The sequence below is a fragment of the Roseiflexus sp. genome (assembly GCF_057785375.1).
The window spans coordinates 52,894-68,720 of sequence record NZ_JBYNRX010000107.1 but is presented as its reverse complement, the minus strand read 5'-3'; the positions used below and the strand labels follow the sequence as shown (position 1 = coordinate 68,720).

Annotated in this window: 10 protein-coding genes; 6 read left to right on the top strand and 4 right to left on the bottom strand. The window is 61.6% G+C overall.

Annotated elements, in window-relative coordinates; genetic code table 11:
* Nucleotides 1-198, bottom strand: a 198-nt coding sequence (locus tag AC3EA7_RS21670) for a hypothetical protein (RefSeq protein ID WP_488616159.1), incomplete at its 3' end; no start/stop codon positions are given.
* 255 nt (nt 199-453) lie between these two features.
* Between AC3EA7_RS21670 and AC3EA7_RS21665 the strand changes: the two genes are divergently transcribed.
* From AC3EA7_RS21665 to AC3EA7_RS21640, 6 genes are all read left to right on the top strand, one after another.
* Nucleotides 454-2,610, top strand: coding sequence for a sensor histidine kinase (locus AC3EA7_RS21665; protein WP_488616158.1), 2,157 nt, complete (start codon nt 454-456; stop codon nt 2,608-2,610).
* A gap of 211 nt (nt 2,611-2,821) precedes the next feature.
* Nucleotides 2,822-4,078 (top strand): DUF418 domain-containing protein, encoded by a 1,257-nt coding sequence (locus tag AC3EA7_RS21660; protein ID WP_488616157.1) that lies wholly within the window; start codon nt 2,822-2,824, stop codon nt 4,076-4,078.
* A gap of 397 nt (nt 4,079-4,475) precedes the next feature.
* Nucleotides 4,476-4,976, top strand: coding sequence for a DUF4190 domain-containing protein (locus AC3EA7_RS21655; protein WP_488616156.1), 501 nt, complete (start codon nt 4,476-4,478; stop codon nt 4,974-4,976).
* Nucleotides 4,916-5,887 carry an aldo/keto reductase gene (locus AC3EA7_RS21650; protein ID WP_488616155.1) on the top strand — a complete coding sequence of 324 codons (972 nt, stop codon included), beginning with the start codon at nt 4,916-4,918 and terminating at the stop codon, nt 5,885-5,887. The genes AC3EA7_RS21655 and AC3EA7_RS21650 overlap by 61 nt, the downstream gene beginning before the upstream one ends.
* Nucleotides 5,888-6,126: 239 nt before the next feature.
* The gene (locus tag AC3EA7_RS21645) at nt 6,127-7,428 is read left to right on the top strand and encodes an MFS transporter (protein WP_488616154.1); all 1,302 of its coding nucleotides are present in this window, start codon (nt 6,127-6,129) and stop codon (nt 7,426-7,428) included.
* 304 nt (nt 7,429-7,732) lie between these two features.
* The gene (locus AC3EA7_RS21640) at nt 7,733-10,858 is read left to right on the top strand and encodes an excinuclease ABC subunit UvrA (RefSeq protein ID WP_488616153.1); all 3,126 of its coding nucleotides are present in this window, start codon (nt 7,733-7,735) and stop codon (nt 10,856-10,858) included.
* A gap of 184 nt (nt 10,859-11,042) precedes the next feature.
* Here AC3EA7_RS21640 and AC3EA7_RS21635 read toward each other — a convergent pair whose 3' ends face one another.
* The 3 genes from AC3EA7_RS21635 to AC3EA7_RS21625 all read right to left on the bottom strand — a co-directional run bounded on the left by AC3EA7_RS21635 (nt 11,043) and on the right by AC3EA7_RS21625 (nt 15,622).
* Nucleotides 11,043-13,328 (bottom strand): TRAP transporter permease, encoded by a 2,286-nt coding sequence (locus tag AC3EA7_RS21635; protein WP_488616152.1) that lies wholly within the window; start codon nt 13,326-13,328, stop codon nt 11,043-11,045.
* Between the two features lie 106 nt (nt 13,329-13,434).
* Nucleotides 13,435-14,502: a TAXI family TRAP transporter solute-binding subunit gene (locus AC3EA7_RS21630; protein ID WP_488616151.1), complete on the bottom strand. Its 1,068-nt coding sequence runs from the start codon at nt 14,500-14,502 to the stop codon at nt 13,435-13,437.
* 334 nt (nt 14,503-14,836) lie between these two features.
* Entirely contained in the window at nt 14,837-15,622 is a 786-nt protein-coding gene (locus AC3EA7_RS21625) for an EI24 domain-containing protein (RefSeq protein WP_488616150.1), read from the bottom strand.
* Nucleotides 15,623-15,827: the final 205 nt, after the last annotated feature.

Genomic DNA, 15,827 nt, shown 5'->3' with positions numbered 1-15,827 from the left:
TGTCAGGCGGCAAGCAAGCGCGTCCCTACTGTGCTGCACCTCAGCTGGCGACTGAAGTCGCGCCAGGCAGACGTTCCGCCGGGCGTCCACCTGCGTGGACGCCGCCGTTCCCGTCCGCGCAGGCGGACGGTCGGCCGCAGGTCCATCAGGGGCGATTTCAATCGCTGGCAGCCGGAGCGTCGTTTCCTGACCCATCATGCCTGCACCCCCCTGCCCGCAGCGGGCGCCCACCAGGGGCGCTCCTACGCTGCGTGTCCCCGCCGGTCTAGGGGCAAGTCCCGTGCCCCTGCCCCGCTCCTCCGCGCCTCGCGCCTCGCGCCTTGCGCCTCGCGCCTCGCCCCTCTCCCCCAAACGAGTGATACAGAATCACTATGCCAGGGGTGGCGCAGCAGCGCCAGCGAGGGTATCCTGGGATCACAGCACAGTTGACAATTTCATCCGCGGATTGAACGTATGTCCATATCACCAGAGAAACGCCCATCAATCGAAACCCTGACCACACTGATCCTGAGCGCCGGTTTTGGTGCGGCGGCGGCAGCGGCGGCGTTGCTGATCGTCTTCGCGCCAACGCTCACCGGCGGCGGGCAGGGTGAACAACCGGCGGATCGCCAGGGATTGATGCTGATCGCGCTGGCAGTGGCGGTCGTGTTGGGAGTCGCCCTGCTGATCACGCTGGCACTGATGCAGCGGTTGGTCATCCGGCGCTTGCGGTATGAGACCGAGATGCGCGCACACGATCTCGGCGAGCAGCGATCCGCGCTGATCTCGCAATTGCGTGAGGCTGCCACGCAGGAAGAACGCAACCGGTTGGCGCGCGATCTGCACGACACGATCAAACAGCAGTTATTCAGCATCAATGTGGCGGCTGCAACAGCGCAGAGTCTGCACGAACGCGACCCCGGCGGCGCAGCGCTGCACATGCAGCATGTGCGCGATCTCTCACAGGCGGCGCTGGCGGAGATGAAGACGCTCCTGACCCATCTGCACCCGCAGCCGCTGGCGACCATTGGCCTGATCGAAGCCATCCGCGAGCAACTCGAAGCGTTGCACTTCCGCGCTGAAGTGACGACCGATCTGCGCCACGATCCACTGCCTGGCGAAGAGCGCCTGCCGCCCGGCGCGCAGGAAACGATTTTTCGCGTCGTTCAGGAAGCGCTCTCGAACACGGCGCGCCATGCACGCGCCCGCCACGTGCGCGTGACCCTCGCGCAGGAAACAGCGGAAGGCAGGGATTGGCTGCAGGTGTGCGTCGAAGACGATGGGCAGGGGTTCGATCCGGAAACAACGCCATCAGGCATGGGGTTGGCCAATATGCGCACCCGTGTTGAGTCGACAGGAGGTTCCTTGCAGGTGCACTCGGCGCCAGGTCGGGGAACAACGGCACAGTTTCGCATACCGCTAACGACACAGCACGAGCGTGAAGAAAAGGAGCGACGTATGAAAGAAGAACGGCTTCAGCAGGTGTACGGCGCCAGCGGTCTGACCAGTCTGGCAGCGACGGCGCTCCCCATTGCAGGGGCGCTGATGGTCTGGCTCCTGACGCGTACAGCCACAGGGGAGTCTGGCGTCTGGTCATATCTGGCAGGGTTGGGGGTCGTTGGGGCGATTGTCGGCGCGCCGCTGATCATCGCCAGCCTGAACTGGCGCCGTCGCGTGTTCGATGGGCAACCTTCGGATTCGGTCTGGCGGCGCCTGATCCACTACTACGATACCGGTGCAGCATTCAATCTGCTGATCGTACTGGTATGGATCGCCTTTTCACTGCGTGCATTCCCGCTGGCGGCAATCGGGCTGATTGGGACAGCAGCGATTGGTGTGCTCCATCTCCGTTTCTATCGCACGCTCAACACGCGAATCAGAGAATGGGCGATGTTGCCGGCGCTCCGCGCCCGTCTGCGTGAACAATTGCTGCTCATCGGTTTCGCGATGGTGTTCCAGATTCTGGTGTATGGCGGGTTCTTTGGTTCGATAGAGGCAGTACGGCTGTTCCACGATACGCTCGATCAATCCTGGATCATTTCGTTTCTCGCCCTGTTCTATCCGCTCTTTATCATCGTCAGCGCACTCGGTGCGCTGCTCATCCAACGTCAGATCCGGCTTCTGGAGGCGCTGGAAGGAGCGCCAGCGGCTGTCGAACCCGCCCCCGACGCTCAGGTGCAACGTTTGCGCCGGAGCGCCAGCAGTCTGACGCTCGCGTATCACCTGCTCGGCATCGCCATCGGCGCAATAGCGCTCTATACGCCTGCGGGTGCGATCGTCCCGGCGATTGCAGCCATCACGCTCCTGGCGATCAAGTGGCGCATCGAACGCACGCTGACGGCGCGCGTCGGTGCATGGTCATCATTTCAGGGGCAGGAGTCTGCGCTGGTGATGTACGTTGTCTTTCTGGCGATCAATATCGCTGGCATCCTGGGAGGCATTGGGGGATACCTCATGGCGTCAGGCGAACCTGATGGCGGCGCGAACGCTGCAGCGCCCTCGGTTGCACCCTGGATGCTTGCGGGCTTTGGAACGTGGTGGTTGTGCGCGTTGCTCTATCTGGTGGTGCAGACTATTGTCAGCTGGCGCCGGGTGCGCGCCCTGAGAGATGGATTGACGAGTGAGGAGTGATAAGAGGCGCAAGGCGCGAGGCGCGAGGCGCGAGGCGCGAGGCGCGAGGCGCGAGGCGCGAGGTGAGAGGTGAGAGGTGAGAGGTGAGAGGTGAGAGGTGAGAGGCGCGAGGCGCGAGGAGGAGCGTTTAAGCAACGTGAGCCTCTGAATGTGCCACAAACGGGCAGGAATGGACGTCTTATCAATGACGAGAGAGAAAGGGGTCAGTCATATGTCCCATACGATAGCGCCGACCACGACGCGCGAGCGGATCGATCTGCTCGACATTCTGCGTGGATTCGCCCTGCTGGGCATCCTGATAGTCAACATGGGCATCTTCAGTTTTCCGTTCATCGCCGTATTCACCGGGACGCCGCGCGGTGACGGCGCGCTCGACCATGCTGTTGAGTTTCTCACATACGCACTGGCGACGGGCAAGTTCTACCCATTGTTCTCGTTCCTTTTCGGGTTGGGGATGTGGTTGCAGATGGAGCGTGTGCAGGAAGCCGGCGGCGCTCCGGCGCACTTCATGGTTCGCCGGCTGCTGGTGTTGATGGGATTTGGTCTGGCGCATGCTCTGTTGATCTGGAATGGCGACATTCTGTTCATCTATGCGCTGGTTGGTCTGGTCGCCCTGCTGTTTCGCAAGGCGCAACCGCGAACACTCCTGATCTGGGCGGGCGTGCTGATCGCCATCCCGATCATCTTGAGCGCAGGGCTCATCGTTCTGGGCATCCTGACGGCAAGTCTCGCACCAACCGATGCAGGCGGCATGGACGAAGTCATGACACTCGTGCGCGATCTGGAACGGCAGGCGATCGAGACCTACGCCCGCGGAACGTGGGGGCAGATCTTCGTCTGGCGCGCTGTCGAGTGGCTGATCGTTCTGGTATTCTTCTTGTTGAGCGGAAACGTCCTTCAGATCCTGGCGATCTTCCTGGCTGGCGTGTACGCTGGCAAACGCCAGGTCTTCCAGCGCCTGATGCAGTTGCCCGCAAACGAGCGCCGGTTGCCGGGCGGAGGCGTGTGCCTGGCGGTTGGTCTGGTCGCCAACCTTGGGCTGACGTGGCTGATGTGGACGGTGGATATGACCTCGCCGCTGGCGGGATTGCCGTCATTACTGCTGCTGGTGTTCGGTCCGGCGCTGAGTTACGGCTACATGGCGGCATTTGTGATGCTCACTCGTCAGGAAGCCTGGCATCGCCGGCTGGAACCGCTGGCAGCGGCAGGCCGGATGGCGTTGAGTAACTACATCATGCAATCGGTCGTCTGCACGCTCATCTTCTACAGTTACGGCTTGGGACTGTTCGGTCAGGTGGGGGCGTTTGTCGGGCTGCTGATCAGTCTGACCATCTGGCTGCTCCAGTTGCTCATCAGCGTCGTCTGGCTGAAACGCTTCCGATTTGGACCGCTGGAGTGGGTATGGCGCAGCCTGACCTATGGCGCACCGCAGACCATGGTTCCAAAGGCGCGGCAATCGGTCACGTGATCGCCGGACCAAAGGCAACGCGGAAACTGAAACGGACTCAATATGTTCCAAAGGCGCGGCAGTCGGCGACGTAATCGCCGGACACACAACGGGAGGGCGCCGCTTAGCGCCTATCCGGAGAAGATCGTTGGGTAGGCGAAGGCAATGCCTTCGCCTACCCGGTCGCACTTCAGTCAGCGATTTTTCGGATAGGCTCTTCGTGTGGAACGTTGCACCATCAGGAGGGGGAAGTCCCGCCTTGCAGGCGCGTCGTTCAGGCGCCTCGACGGGATCGGCGCCTGGGCGCCCTTGTTCGCCATCACCTCCGCTCCTTCTCCCGCACTGTGGGAGGGGTGCGGCTTTGACATCTGCGCCCGTGTTGCGCGCCAACGTCGCCACAGGGTGCAGAAAGGAGGGTATGATGACAACTCGTGCTATCCGAGTCAACCGGTTGGCAATCATCAGTTTTGTGAGCGGGCTTCTCGCTCTGCTCTGCATAGCAGGGACGTTCGCTGTGCTTCGCCTGGCGCCGACCAACGATGACCTGATTGTGACCCTCGTCGATGGGATACTCATACCGGTACGAAATCTCAGCGTGCTCGTCGCAGTGGTGACCGGCATCCTCGCACTTGGGCGGATCAGGCGGACAGAGGGCGCAGAGAAGGGTAAAACGCTTGCGTGGCTGGGTATTGCGATTGGCATTGGCTGGATCGTGTTCTTTATCCTGGTGGCTGTGGCATTTTTCCTACTTCTGCTCGCGAGCAGAGTGCCCGAAGGTTCAAACAGTTTGACACCCATCCTGTTCCTTGCGATAATCCCTGCCAGCGCTCTTCGTATACCGCCAACAGGATTTCCGCCATGTCCGACCCATCATCAAATCTGCCACGTCGTTCATTTGGGCGCACCGGCTTTCAGGTGACGCCGCTCTGCATCGGATGTGCGCCACTCGGCAACATGCCCGAAACGTTCGCCTACGGCGTCGCCGAAGAACAGGCGATTGCAACCCTGATCGAAGCCTTCCGCAGTCCGATCAACTTTCTCGACACCGCCGCCGCCTATGGCGACGGCGAAAGCGAACGTCGGATCGGCAAGGTCATGCGGATGATCGGCGGGTTACCCGCCGGTTTTGTGCTGGCGACGAAAGCTGACCGCGACCTGGCGACCGGCGATTTCAGCGGCGACCAGATCAAACGCTCGATCGAGCGCAGCCTGAACCTGCTGGGGCTGGATCGCCTTCAGTTTGTCTACATCCACGACCCGGAGCACACGACATTCGAGAATGTCATGGGCAAAGGCGGTCCACTGGAGGTCTTACAGCGCTTCCAGGCGGAAGGGGTGATCGAGCATATCGGCATTTCCGGCGGTCCGATCGACATGCTGATTCGCTACGTCGAAACCGGGGCGTTCATGGCGGTTGAGACGCACAACCGTTACACACTGCTGAACCGCTCGGCGGAACCGCTGCTCGATGTGGCGGTCCGCCGGGGAGTGGCGGTAGTGAATGCGGCGCCGTATGGCAGCGGCATCCTCGCCAAAGGACCGGACGCTTACGCGCGCTATGCGTATCAGGATGCACCGCCTGCGCTCGTGGAGCGGGTGCGCGCCATGGCGGCGGTCTGCCAGGAGTATGGCGTTCCGCTGGCTGCCGCAGCATTGCAGTTTTCGCTGCGCGATCTGCGGATCACCTCGACCGTCGTCGGCGTCAGCAAACCGGAGCGCATCGCCGCCACCCTGGACCTGGCGCGCGTCCCCATCCCCAACGATCTCTGGCAGCGCCTCGATGCCATAGGGTTCGACATGAACGACCCGGAGGAGCATCGGTTCAAGTGAGGCGCGAGGCGTGAGGCGTGAGGTGCGAGGCGTGAGGGTGAATAAGGTTGAAGGTAGGAACATGTTGAACGTCGCACCGCAACGTCGCACATCATCACCGGTGGCGGTGTGTAGGGGCGTGGCGGCGCCACGCCCGCGAAAAACGTCACATGCGCCCGGCGGTACACATTGAACGTTGCGCATGGCGAGCGGGAAAGGCGTAGGGGCACGGCGGCGCCACGCCCACATTGAAACATTGCATGCACCACGTTATCGAACGCTGGCGCGCGCTGGAAACTTGCGCGCGTCGTTATCTTCTGCACCTGGCGATTCTCACGCTCAGCCTTTCGTTCGTGGCGTTGTACTACAACCTGGCAGTGCTGGCGCTCGGGTATTCCCGTGGCTTCCTTGGCATGCTGCAAACGGTAACGCAGGCGGTTGCGGCGCTGTTGAGCCTGCCGCTCTGGTTGAGCGTGCAGCGTCTTGGGTTGCGCCTTGCAATTGCGGTGTCGGTCGTACTGTATGCCGCCGGCATGCTGCTGTTTGCCGCTTTCCCGCAGGCGGCGCTGCTGGTCTGTTCCGCCGCGCTGATGGGGATCGCGTCCGTGCTGATGCAGGTGACTGCCGCGCCGCTCATGATGCGCCTCAGCAATGATGCCACCCGCGATTACCTGTTCAGCGCCAGTGCAGCGGTTGCCGTCGGATTGAGCGGCATCGGCAACCTGGGCGCCGGGATTCTCGCCGATGCGCTGGGGGGCGCGCTCGGCATCCCCGCCGATAGCGGCACGACCTACCGCGCTGTGTTTGCAGTCGCAGGGATTGGAGCGCTGGCATCGCTGCCGCCACTGCTGCTCATTCGTGAACCGAGGCGCACACCGGCGCCGCTACTGTCTGAAAGCGCTACGCTGACGAGGGCAGAAGTTCCAGTCGATGACGTCCCAACCTGGCTGGCATTTGCCCGGCAGTGGTTCGCGCTTCTGCCAACGCCGCTGCGTGCATTGCTGCGTCAACCGATGCTGACGGTAAAACTGCTGCTGCCGCCGTTCCTGATCTCGTGGGGCGCGGCGCTGCTCATTCCCTACCTCAACCTCTACTTCCGCGAACGCTTCGGTCTCGACAATCGCGCGCTCGGCGCGCTCTTCGCCGGGTTCGACGTGGCCACCGGTCTCGCGTCGTTGACCGGTCCGGCGCTGGCGGCGCGGCTGGGGAAGATGCGCACCGTGGCAGTGACTCGCGCGATTGGCGTGCCGTTGCTGCTGATCCTGGGAGCGGCGTCGGATCTGTGGCTCGCTATTGCCGCAGCGCTGGCGCGGGTGGTGGCATTCAACATGGCGGCGCCGCTCTACGATGCCTACGCGATGGAGCAGACCGAGGAAAGCGCGCGCCCGTTCATGATCGGTCTCCTCGGAGCAGCGTACAGCGCCGGGTTTCTTATTGCGCCGTTGATCAGCACATTCGTTCAGGAACGGTATGGCTTTGGTCCGCTGTTCGTTGCGACCGCGACCCTGTACGCGCTCTCGGTCGCTGTCACGTGGTGGTTTTTTGGGACCGAACGTCATTAAGGTCTGCCGGAAAACCCTTTGCTCCCCAGAGTACGTATCCAAGAGAGGAACGTTGCAGGTAGGGGCGGGTCTCTGACCCGCCCGACGTAGGGGCGCGTCTCCGACCCGCCCACCATCCGGCACAACGTCGTGGCGCGTCTCCGACCCGCCATGGCGGATAGATGCGATTGACCCGACATCCAGGCGATGCTATACTATCGCACACCTGTTCACTTCGTTGCATAACGGCTGTAGAGACGCTTCACGAACAGGGTGTCTCTTGTTTTTGTTGGCAGCGCTTTATCCTGCGAAAGGTCGTCAGATCGTGGCAAAGGACGCTATCGTCATCAAGGGTGCGCGCGAGCACAACCTGAAAGGGATCGACCTCGAAATCCCGCGCGATAAACTGGTTGTCCTGACCGGCGTCTCTGGTTCGGGCAAGTCATCGCTGGCATTCGACACGTTGTACGCCGAAGGGCAACGCCGCTATGTCGAGTCCCTCTCGGCGTATGCGCGGCAGTTCCTTGGTCAGATGGAAAAGCCAAAGGTCGATACCATCGAAGGACTGTCGCCCGCCATTGCCATCGAGCAGAAGAGCGCGTCGAAAAACCCGCGCTCGACCGTCGGCACTGTGACTGAGATCTACGACTATTTGCGCCTCCTCTATGCCCGCGTTGGGGTGCAGCACTGCCACGTGTGCGGCCGTCCGGTCAGTTCGCAGAGCGCCGAGCAGATGGTCAATCGGGTGCTGACCTTGCCGGCCGGGACGCGCTTTATGGTACTGGCGCCGCTCGTGTCGCAACGCAAAGGCGAGTACAAGGACGTCTTCGCCGAAGCGCGCGCCGAAGGGTTTGCCCGGGTGCGCGTCGATGGCGAGATCTTCGATCTGGCGAGTGAGATTAAACTCAACAAGAAGGTCAAGCACACGATCGAGATCGTGATTGACCGGCTGGCGATGCCTGCACGCGACGCGGCAACCGATCAGGCGCACCCTGTCGGCGGTCCCCTCGGCCGGGCGCAGGAAGGGGCGCAGGGCGAGTGGGACGCTTTCATCACCCGTCTGACCGACAGCGTCGAGCAGGCGTTGCGTGTTGGCGAGGGGCAGTTGATCATTAGCATTCAGAATAAAACCGGCGCCGCCGAAGAATGGCTGATGAGCGAAGCCAATACCTGCACCCACTGCGGCATCTCGTTCCCCGAACTCTCGCCGCAAATGTTCTCATTCAACAGCCCGCAGGGCGCCTGCCCCGAATGCACCGGTCTCGGCGTCCGGCTGGAAGTCGATCCGCTGCTGTTGGTTCCCAACCCGTCGTTGACCCTGCACGAAGGCGCGGTGACCTATTGGGGCGAACTGCGCAAGAAACGCGATTCGTGGGGATACCGCGCGTTGCTGGCGATTGCGCAGCACTATGGCTTCGATCTCGACACGCCCTGGGAACAACTCAGTGAACAGGCGCGCCATGCCATTATCTACGGCAGCGGCAAAGAGCGGATTCGCTTCCGCTGGGGCGATGAAGGCGGTGACAGTCGTGGCGAGTATCTGCGCACGTGGGAAGGGCTGGCAAGTGAAATTCGCCGCCGCTATCAGCAGACCGGCAGCGACTATACACGCGAGTATTACCAGAGCTTCATGAGCGAGCAACTCTGCCCCGCATGCGGCGGCGCGCGCCTGCGCCCCGAAAGCCTGGCAGTCCGGGTCGGCGGTTTGTCGATCCACGACGTTACCCGGATGACAATTGCAGAGGCGCTGGCGTGGGTCAATGCTCTGAGCGGCATACCCGGAAATGGCGTACATCCGGCAGACGACGCGGCAGAGCTGATGACGGCGGCGGTTGCTGCGGGCAACGGCGCTGCACAGCACTACAAGGTGACCCCGCTGACCGGCTACCAGATGGCAATCGTCAGCGACGTGCTGAAGGAAATCAGTGAGCGTCTCGGTTTTCTCCTGAATGTCGGTCTTCATTACCTGACGCTCGAACGCCCCGCGCCGACGTTGTCCGGCGGCGAGGCGCAACGCATCCGCCTGGCGTCGCAGATCGGCTCCGGTCTCGTGGGAGTGACCTACATTCTCGACGAGCCAAGCATTGGGCTACACCAGCGTGACAACCGCAAACTCCTCAATACGCTGCTTAAACTGCGCGACCTGGGCAATACTGTCGTAGTGGTCGAACACGACCTGGAAACCATGCAAGCGGCTGACTGGCTCATCGATTTTGGTCCAGGCGCAGGGGTCAAGGGCGGGCAGATCGTCGCCGCCGGTCCACCCGACGTGGTGGCAACGATGCCTGAGTCGTTGACCGGTGCGTATCTGGCGGGGCGACTGGCAATCCCCGTGCCGCAGCAGCGCCGCGCTGCACGGGTGCGGTCAGGAGCCGAGACACCACCGGATGCCCCTCGTCGCCGCCGTCGCCTCGACCATCAGACCGACCCGGCAGAGGGACCATGGCTCGAACTCGAAGGCGCCACGATGAACAACCTGCGCAACGTGACCGTCCGCTTCCCACTCGGCGTCTTCATCTGCGTTACGGGGGTGTCGGGTTCAGGCAAATCATCGTTGATCACCGAGACCCTGTACCCGGCGCTGGCGAACCGCCTGAATCGCGCTCAGTTGAAGCCGGGACCCTTCCGCGCATTGCGCGGGCTGGAACATCTCGATAAGGTGATCGACATCGATCAGCAACCGATCGGGCGGACGCCACGCTCGAACCCGGCGACGTATGTCAAACTGTTCGACCTGATCCGTGAGCTGTTCGCCTCGACCAATGAGGCGAAACTGCGCGGCTACAACGCCGGGCGCTTCTCGTTCAACCTGAAGGGCGGGCGCTGCGAAGCCTGCGAGGGCAACGGTGAAAAGCGCATCGATATGCAGTTCCTGGCAGACGTCTGGGTGCGTTGCGATGTCTGCAAGGGCAAACGGTACAACCGCGAAACGTTGCAGGTCAAATACAAAGGCAAGTCCATCGCCGACGTTCTCGATATGGATGTGCAGACGGCGCTGGAATTCTTCGACAATGTGCCGCGTATCAAGCGCATTTTGCAGACGCTGCATGATGTCGGGCTGGACTACATCAAACTCGGTCAGTCGGCGACGACCCTCTCCGGCGGCGAGGCGCAGCGTGTGAAACTGGCGAAAGAACTGGCGCGCGTCGCCACCGGTCGCACCATGTACATTCTCGATGAGCCAACGACCGGGTTGCACTTCGCCGATGTGCAACGCTTGCTCACGGTGCTGCATCGCCTGGTGGACGCCGGCAACACCGTGCTCGTCATCGAACACAATCTCGACGTGATTAAGACCGCAGACTGGATCATCGACATGGGACCGGAAGGCGGCGACGGCGGCGGCATGGTCGTGGCTGCTGGCACACCCGAAGAGGTTGCGCTGGTCGAGGCATCGCACACGGGACGGTTCCTGCGCGAGATTCTGCATGCTACTGGGGTTAGGGGTTAGGGCTTCCCCCTTCCCCCTTGTGGAGGAGGGGAGCGTACCCCCACCCCCTTCCCCTCCCCCATCACGGGGGAGGGGTGCAATGTTCCCCCCTCTCCCCGCGTGGGCGAGGGGGACAGGGGGGAGGGAACAGGGTCGCCTTCCCCCCGCGTGGGAGAGGGGGGAAGGGGAGGGAGGGGCTTGATCATCATCCAACCGAACGCTCGCCGAACGTCTCCGTTTCCGCTACGGCGACAGCGACCGGCTCTGCCTTGCGCATCTGGCGCACCCGTACCACGTGAATCAGCACGCCCACAATGAACAACCCAAACCCGACAGCATCCGCTCCCAGGTCGGCATAGAGCATCGCCAGACCGGCAATACCCATCAGCACCCGCTCGAAAAGATTCGCCTGACGGAGCAACCATCCGCCAAAAGTGACCGCCAGCGCACCGACTGCCACGCAACTGGTCAGGAATGTGACCGTGATCGTGACCCATCCGCCCGCTGCAAGCGCCTCATACCAGGCAGGCTTGAATGCCAGCGCCACCATGCCCACATCTTTGCCAACCTGTTGCAACAACAGCAGCAGACTCGTGCCATCGATCGTCATCGTAAACATAAACGGCACCAGAAAGCCGGGCAAACAATACTTCCACGCCATAAACATCGTGGGCCAGGGACGACCGCCGGTAATAGCAGCAGCAGCCATTGGCGCCAGCGCCGTCGGCGGCGACACATCGGCAAGCACGGCATAGTAGAAAATGAACATATGCGCAGCAGGTTCCGGCACACCGACCTGCCGGAGTGCCGGAACGATCATCACTGCTGCCAGAATGTACGACGCAGTGACCGGCACCGCCAGCCCCAGCACCCAGACCGCAACCGCAGCAAAGAAGACTGTCATCAAGATATTGCCGCCGCCCAGGCTCACGATCATGCCCGAAATCTTCAACCCCAGCCCGGTTAGCGTCACGGCTGAGACGATGATGCCGGCGCAGGCGGTGGTGGCAGCAATCGACACCACACTGCGCCCGCCATACTCTAGCGCCCGCAGGATGCGCATATTCTCATCTTCGCCGGGAATGGCGCGTACTCGCCGGTAGAGCGCCATTGCCGCCGCGATCACGACGGTGAGCATCAATCCCCAGAAGATCGCCACCGACGGACGCATACGCGGCAGGACGCCGGTCACCTCCAGCGCCATCAGCAGCGCCATGAGCGCAACGCCCGCCGCCAGCGCCTTCAGAGACGAGAGGCGTGTTTCGGGGCGGAGGAAACTCAGGAAGAACGCGACGACAATCGACCAGTAGACCGCCATGAAGGGCGTCATACCAAACGCCATCAGGATGGCGACGGCAAACAGCGACGAGAAATGATACCCGAACTTCCGCGTCAACTCCCAGAGCGGTTCGGTCTTAAACTCGACGGCCTGCGTCTTCATGCGGCGCGAGTCGGCTTCAATCATGAGAATGATCGAGAGATAGTAGAGAATCGTCGGCACGATCGCCATGATCAGCACATCGAGGTAGGAGATGTCGAGGTATTCGGCGATCAGGAACGCCGCTGCGCCGAGGGTTGGCGGTGAAAGCGTGGCGCCGATCCCCGACGCCGCCAGCATACCGGCGGCGACCGTCTTATCGTATCCCGCCTTGCGCAGCATAGGCCACGACAGCGAACCAAGCGTCACCGTCGTGGCTACCCCACTGCCCGACACCGTTCCGAGCAGGAACCCGGCGGCTGCTACAGTGCGCCCCGGACCGGCGCCACTCTTCGACTTGCCCAATGCCGCGAAGGACCAGTCGATGAAGAACTTGCCGGCGCCGCTGTACTCGAGCACCGCGCCGTAGATCGTAAACAGCACGATGAAGGTGGCCGCCACATCGAGCGGCACGCCAAACACCCCCTGCAACGTCAGATAGTTCGTGCCGATCAGACGTTGCAGTGAGATGCCGCGATGGTCGAATGGTTCAGGAAAAACATACCCGAACAGCGCATACAGGATCGAGAAAATCGCCACCAACGTCAGCGCCATACCTGTGGTACGCCGGGTTGCCTCCAGCACCAGCAACAGCATAATCGCGCCCATCACCAGTTCAGTCGGCGTAGGTTGAGTGACGCGCTGCAACGCATCACGGAAGTTGAGGCTCAAATAAATCATACTGGCAGCGCCAAGCGCTGCCAGCGCCACATCATACCAGGGAACCTTCGTGCGCGCAGCTTTGCGCAACGGAAAGTAGAAGAAGGTCAATGCCAGGACGAGCATCAGGAACGTTGCGCGGTAGACCTGAGTCGTGATGATCGCCTGTGTCCAGTAGAGCGCATAGATCGAGAGCGCAGCCGCGACAATCCCGGCAATCCATGCCCAGGCGCCACTCAGTTTGCGGGTGGCTGCTTCGTTCTCGAACTCCTCGATGAGTTGCTCGACTTTGTCCTGCGAAATGACTTCATTGTCAGGCGCGTCGTCGTTCTGAGCGTTGGCGGCGATGCTCATCGTTGACACCCCTCTTGCTGCGGAGATTGAGATATGGACGACCCGGTATGATAGATAAAGAGGCAAGACGCAGCGGAAAGCCGCGTCTTGCCTCAATCTCGCCCTGTTACTCTTTCCAGACCCCGCGTTCCTTATAGAACTCAATGGCCGCCGGGTGGAACGGTATCGACGACCCGGCAACCGCCGTCTCAAGCGACAGGGTGCGCGCCGCCGGGTGGATCTGACGCACTTCTTCGATGTTGTCGAAGATGGTCGTCAGAATGCCTTTCACCTGATCGGCGGGCATATCCTGGCGCACCACAAGTAGGTTGGTCACACCAATGCCCGGTATATCCGTGTCGGTTCCTTTGTAGGTGCCGCCAGGCAGCACGGTGGCGGCATAGATCGGACCGTACTTATCCACCATTGGCTTCAAGAGTGAACTCGTATCGATAAAGACCACCGACTCCGTCGTGACCAGGTCGGTCACTGCTGCCGTCGGCAGACCGCCGATCCAGAAGAAGGCATCGATCTTCTTATCCTTCATGGCAGCCACCGAGTCGGCCACGCCCAGGTTCTCGCGGATCACATCCTCCGGTTTCAACCCGGCTGCCTCCAGCAGGCGGAGCGCCGCCGTTTCGGTGCTACTGCCCGCCGATCCGATCGACACGGGGCGACCTTTCAGGTCGGCAACGCTCGTAACGCCCGCATCGGCGCGCGCGACCACGTGGATAAAACTCTGATAGAGCACGGCAATCGTTGCGGCAGGAACCGGACCGGTCGCCTGGTACGCCGCCACACCGTTAATGCCGTCGTATGCCGAGTCCGCAGTTGTGAAGCCGATCTGCGCTTCGCCATTCTGGAGCAGCTTCATGTTATCGACGGAGCCGCCAGTTTCCTGCGCTGTCGCTTCGGTATTGGGCATCTTTTCAGTAAGAATACGCGCCAGACCTCCACCGTAGGGGAAAAACACGCCGCCGGTACCGCCGGTGCCGATGATCAGTCGAAGTTTTTCGCCAGAAGGCGGAGCGGGCGCCGTTGTGGGTTGTTCGCCGGATGGCGCGGCTGTAGGGGCTGTGGGCGCCGCCGTGGGCGCTGCTGGCGCCGCCGTGGGCGCCGTGGGCGCAGGCTGCCCGCACGCAGCCAGCCCCAACGCCAGAACCGACCAGAGGATGACCAGCGTTCGTTTGACCATGCGAATACTCCTTTCCTGTCTATGTGGCACGTATCAGGTATCACGCTCCTGACCGTTGCGCCCCTGAAGGATGGTATGGCACGGTTTACAGGGTACAGCAGACAAACATCCGATTGCGACGCACGAATGGGGCAAACGGCGTGACTTGCTTTCTGCTATTGCTTCGTTGTATCTGTCAAGCGCTGAGTCGCGCTGGGATTGCTTGAGCGCAGTAATCCTCGACCGAGGACGATAGCTTGGACGGAGAATCATCAGGATGGCGCAAGTGTACCCACAATTTAGCGCCACGTCAAGAGAACGTCTTCTCTATCTAAAAGAAAGATTTCCTAACCACTTAATCTGATCGAGCCTGTGCAGACGAATTGCCACCTGACAATTCATGCCCGGTCCCGCGTCTGTCGCAGAAGAAGAGGGTTCCGGCAGTAATACAGAGAGGCACGGCAAACAGGTTAATGAAAGGAATGCTCACCAAACCAAGGCACACCAGCCCGAATCCAGCAGTTGCGGGCAAGCCCTGTCGAATGAACCCCAATTTGTCACGAAAGCGCAACCGGCGACGCTCAAGCGGCGGATCGAAGAAATCGAGGCAGGAAATGGTTGCGCCAAGCGCAATGCCACCGGCAGTTGCCAGGAACGAACCGACAACCGGAATCAAGTTCAGGAGCAACGTTGGCGCTCCGATGATCAACGCCAGGAGCACTTTCTTGATCTCGAACAGCAGGGCGCGGGCAATGTCACGCGCCACATTCCCCACAGTTGGCGGCGGCGCATCGAACACGACACTGCCGAAGCGTTCTTCCAGCCGTTCGGAGAGACGGCTGTAGAATGGCGCGCCGATCACAACGCCAAAGCGTACCAGCACAAAGCCCGTGGCGATCAAGAGGGCAATGACCAGCAGCACACGCAGTAACCACGTGATAAACGCCATCCATTCGGGGAGACCAGCGATAAACCCGTCAATAACGCGAAATCCAGCGACGAGCAAACCGGCGTACAGAGTGACGCCCGCCAGAATATTCAGGAAGATGGGTACGATAATATACTGCCAGAGCGCCGGATGGCGCCTGAGAACACCGAGAGCGCGCAGCGGATACAAGGCGCCACCGAGGAATGTCTGCATGGCTGAGAACCGAGAACCGAGAACCGAGAACTGAGAACTAATACCAGGCGGCGTTCAGTCAGACAAACTGTTCGAGCGTCCAGCTCGCAAGGCGCAACGGTTGGTGCACACCGGCAGGCATGTCGTGGACGCAGACGGCGCATTGGCATCAGCAGCCCCGGCGGGGCTGCCACTTGCGGTGAGCGCCGTCGAACTGCGTGCGGTG

Bases quoted from the DNA above. Each gene is read 5' to 3' on its own strand.
- AC3EA7_RS21635 (WP_488616152.1), bottom strand. From the start codon at position 13,328: ATGAGCATCGCCGCCAACGCTCAGAACGACGACGCGCCTGACAATGAA.
- AC3EA7_RS21650 (WP_488616155.1), top strand. From the start codon at position 4,916: ATGTCCGACCCATCATCAAATCTGCCACGTCGTTCATTTGGGCGCACC.
- AC3EA7_RS21645 (WP_488616154.1), top strand. From the start codon at position 6,127: ATGCACCACGTTATCGAACGCTGGCGCGCGCTGGAAACTTGCGCGCGT.
- AC3EA7_RS21660 (WP_488616157.1), top strand. From the start codon at position 2,822: ATGTCCCATACGATAGCGCCGACCACGACGCGCGAGCGGATCGATCTG.
- AC3EA7_RS21655 (WP_488616156.1), top strand. From the start codon at position 4,476: ATGATGACAACTCGTGCTATCCGAGTCAACCGGTTGGCAATCATCAGT.
- AC3EA7_RS21625 (WP_488616150.1), bottom strand. From the start codon at position 15,622: ATGCAGACATTCCTCGGTGGCGCCTTGTATCCGCTGCGCGCTCTCGGT.
- AC3EA7_RS21665 (WP_488616158.1), top strand. From the start codon at position 454: ATGTCCATATCACCAGAGAAACGCCCATCAATCGAAACCCTGACCACA.
- AC3EA7_RS21630 (WP_488616151.1), bottom strand. From the start codon at position 14,502: ATGGTCAAACGAACGCTGGTCATCCTCTGGTCGGTTCTGGCGTTGGGG.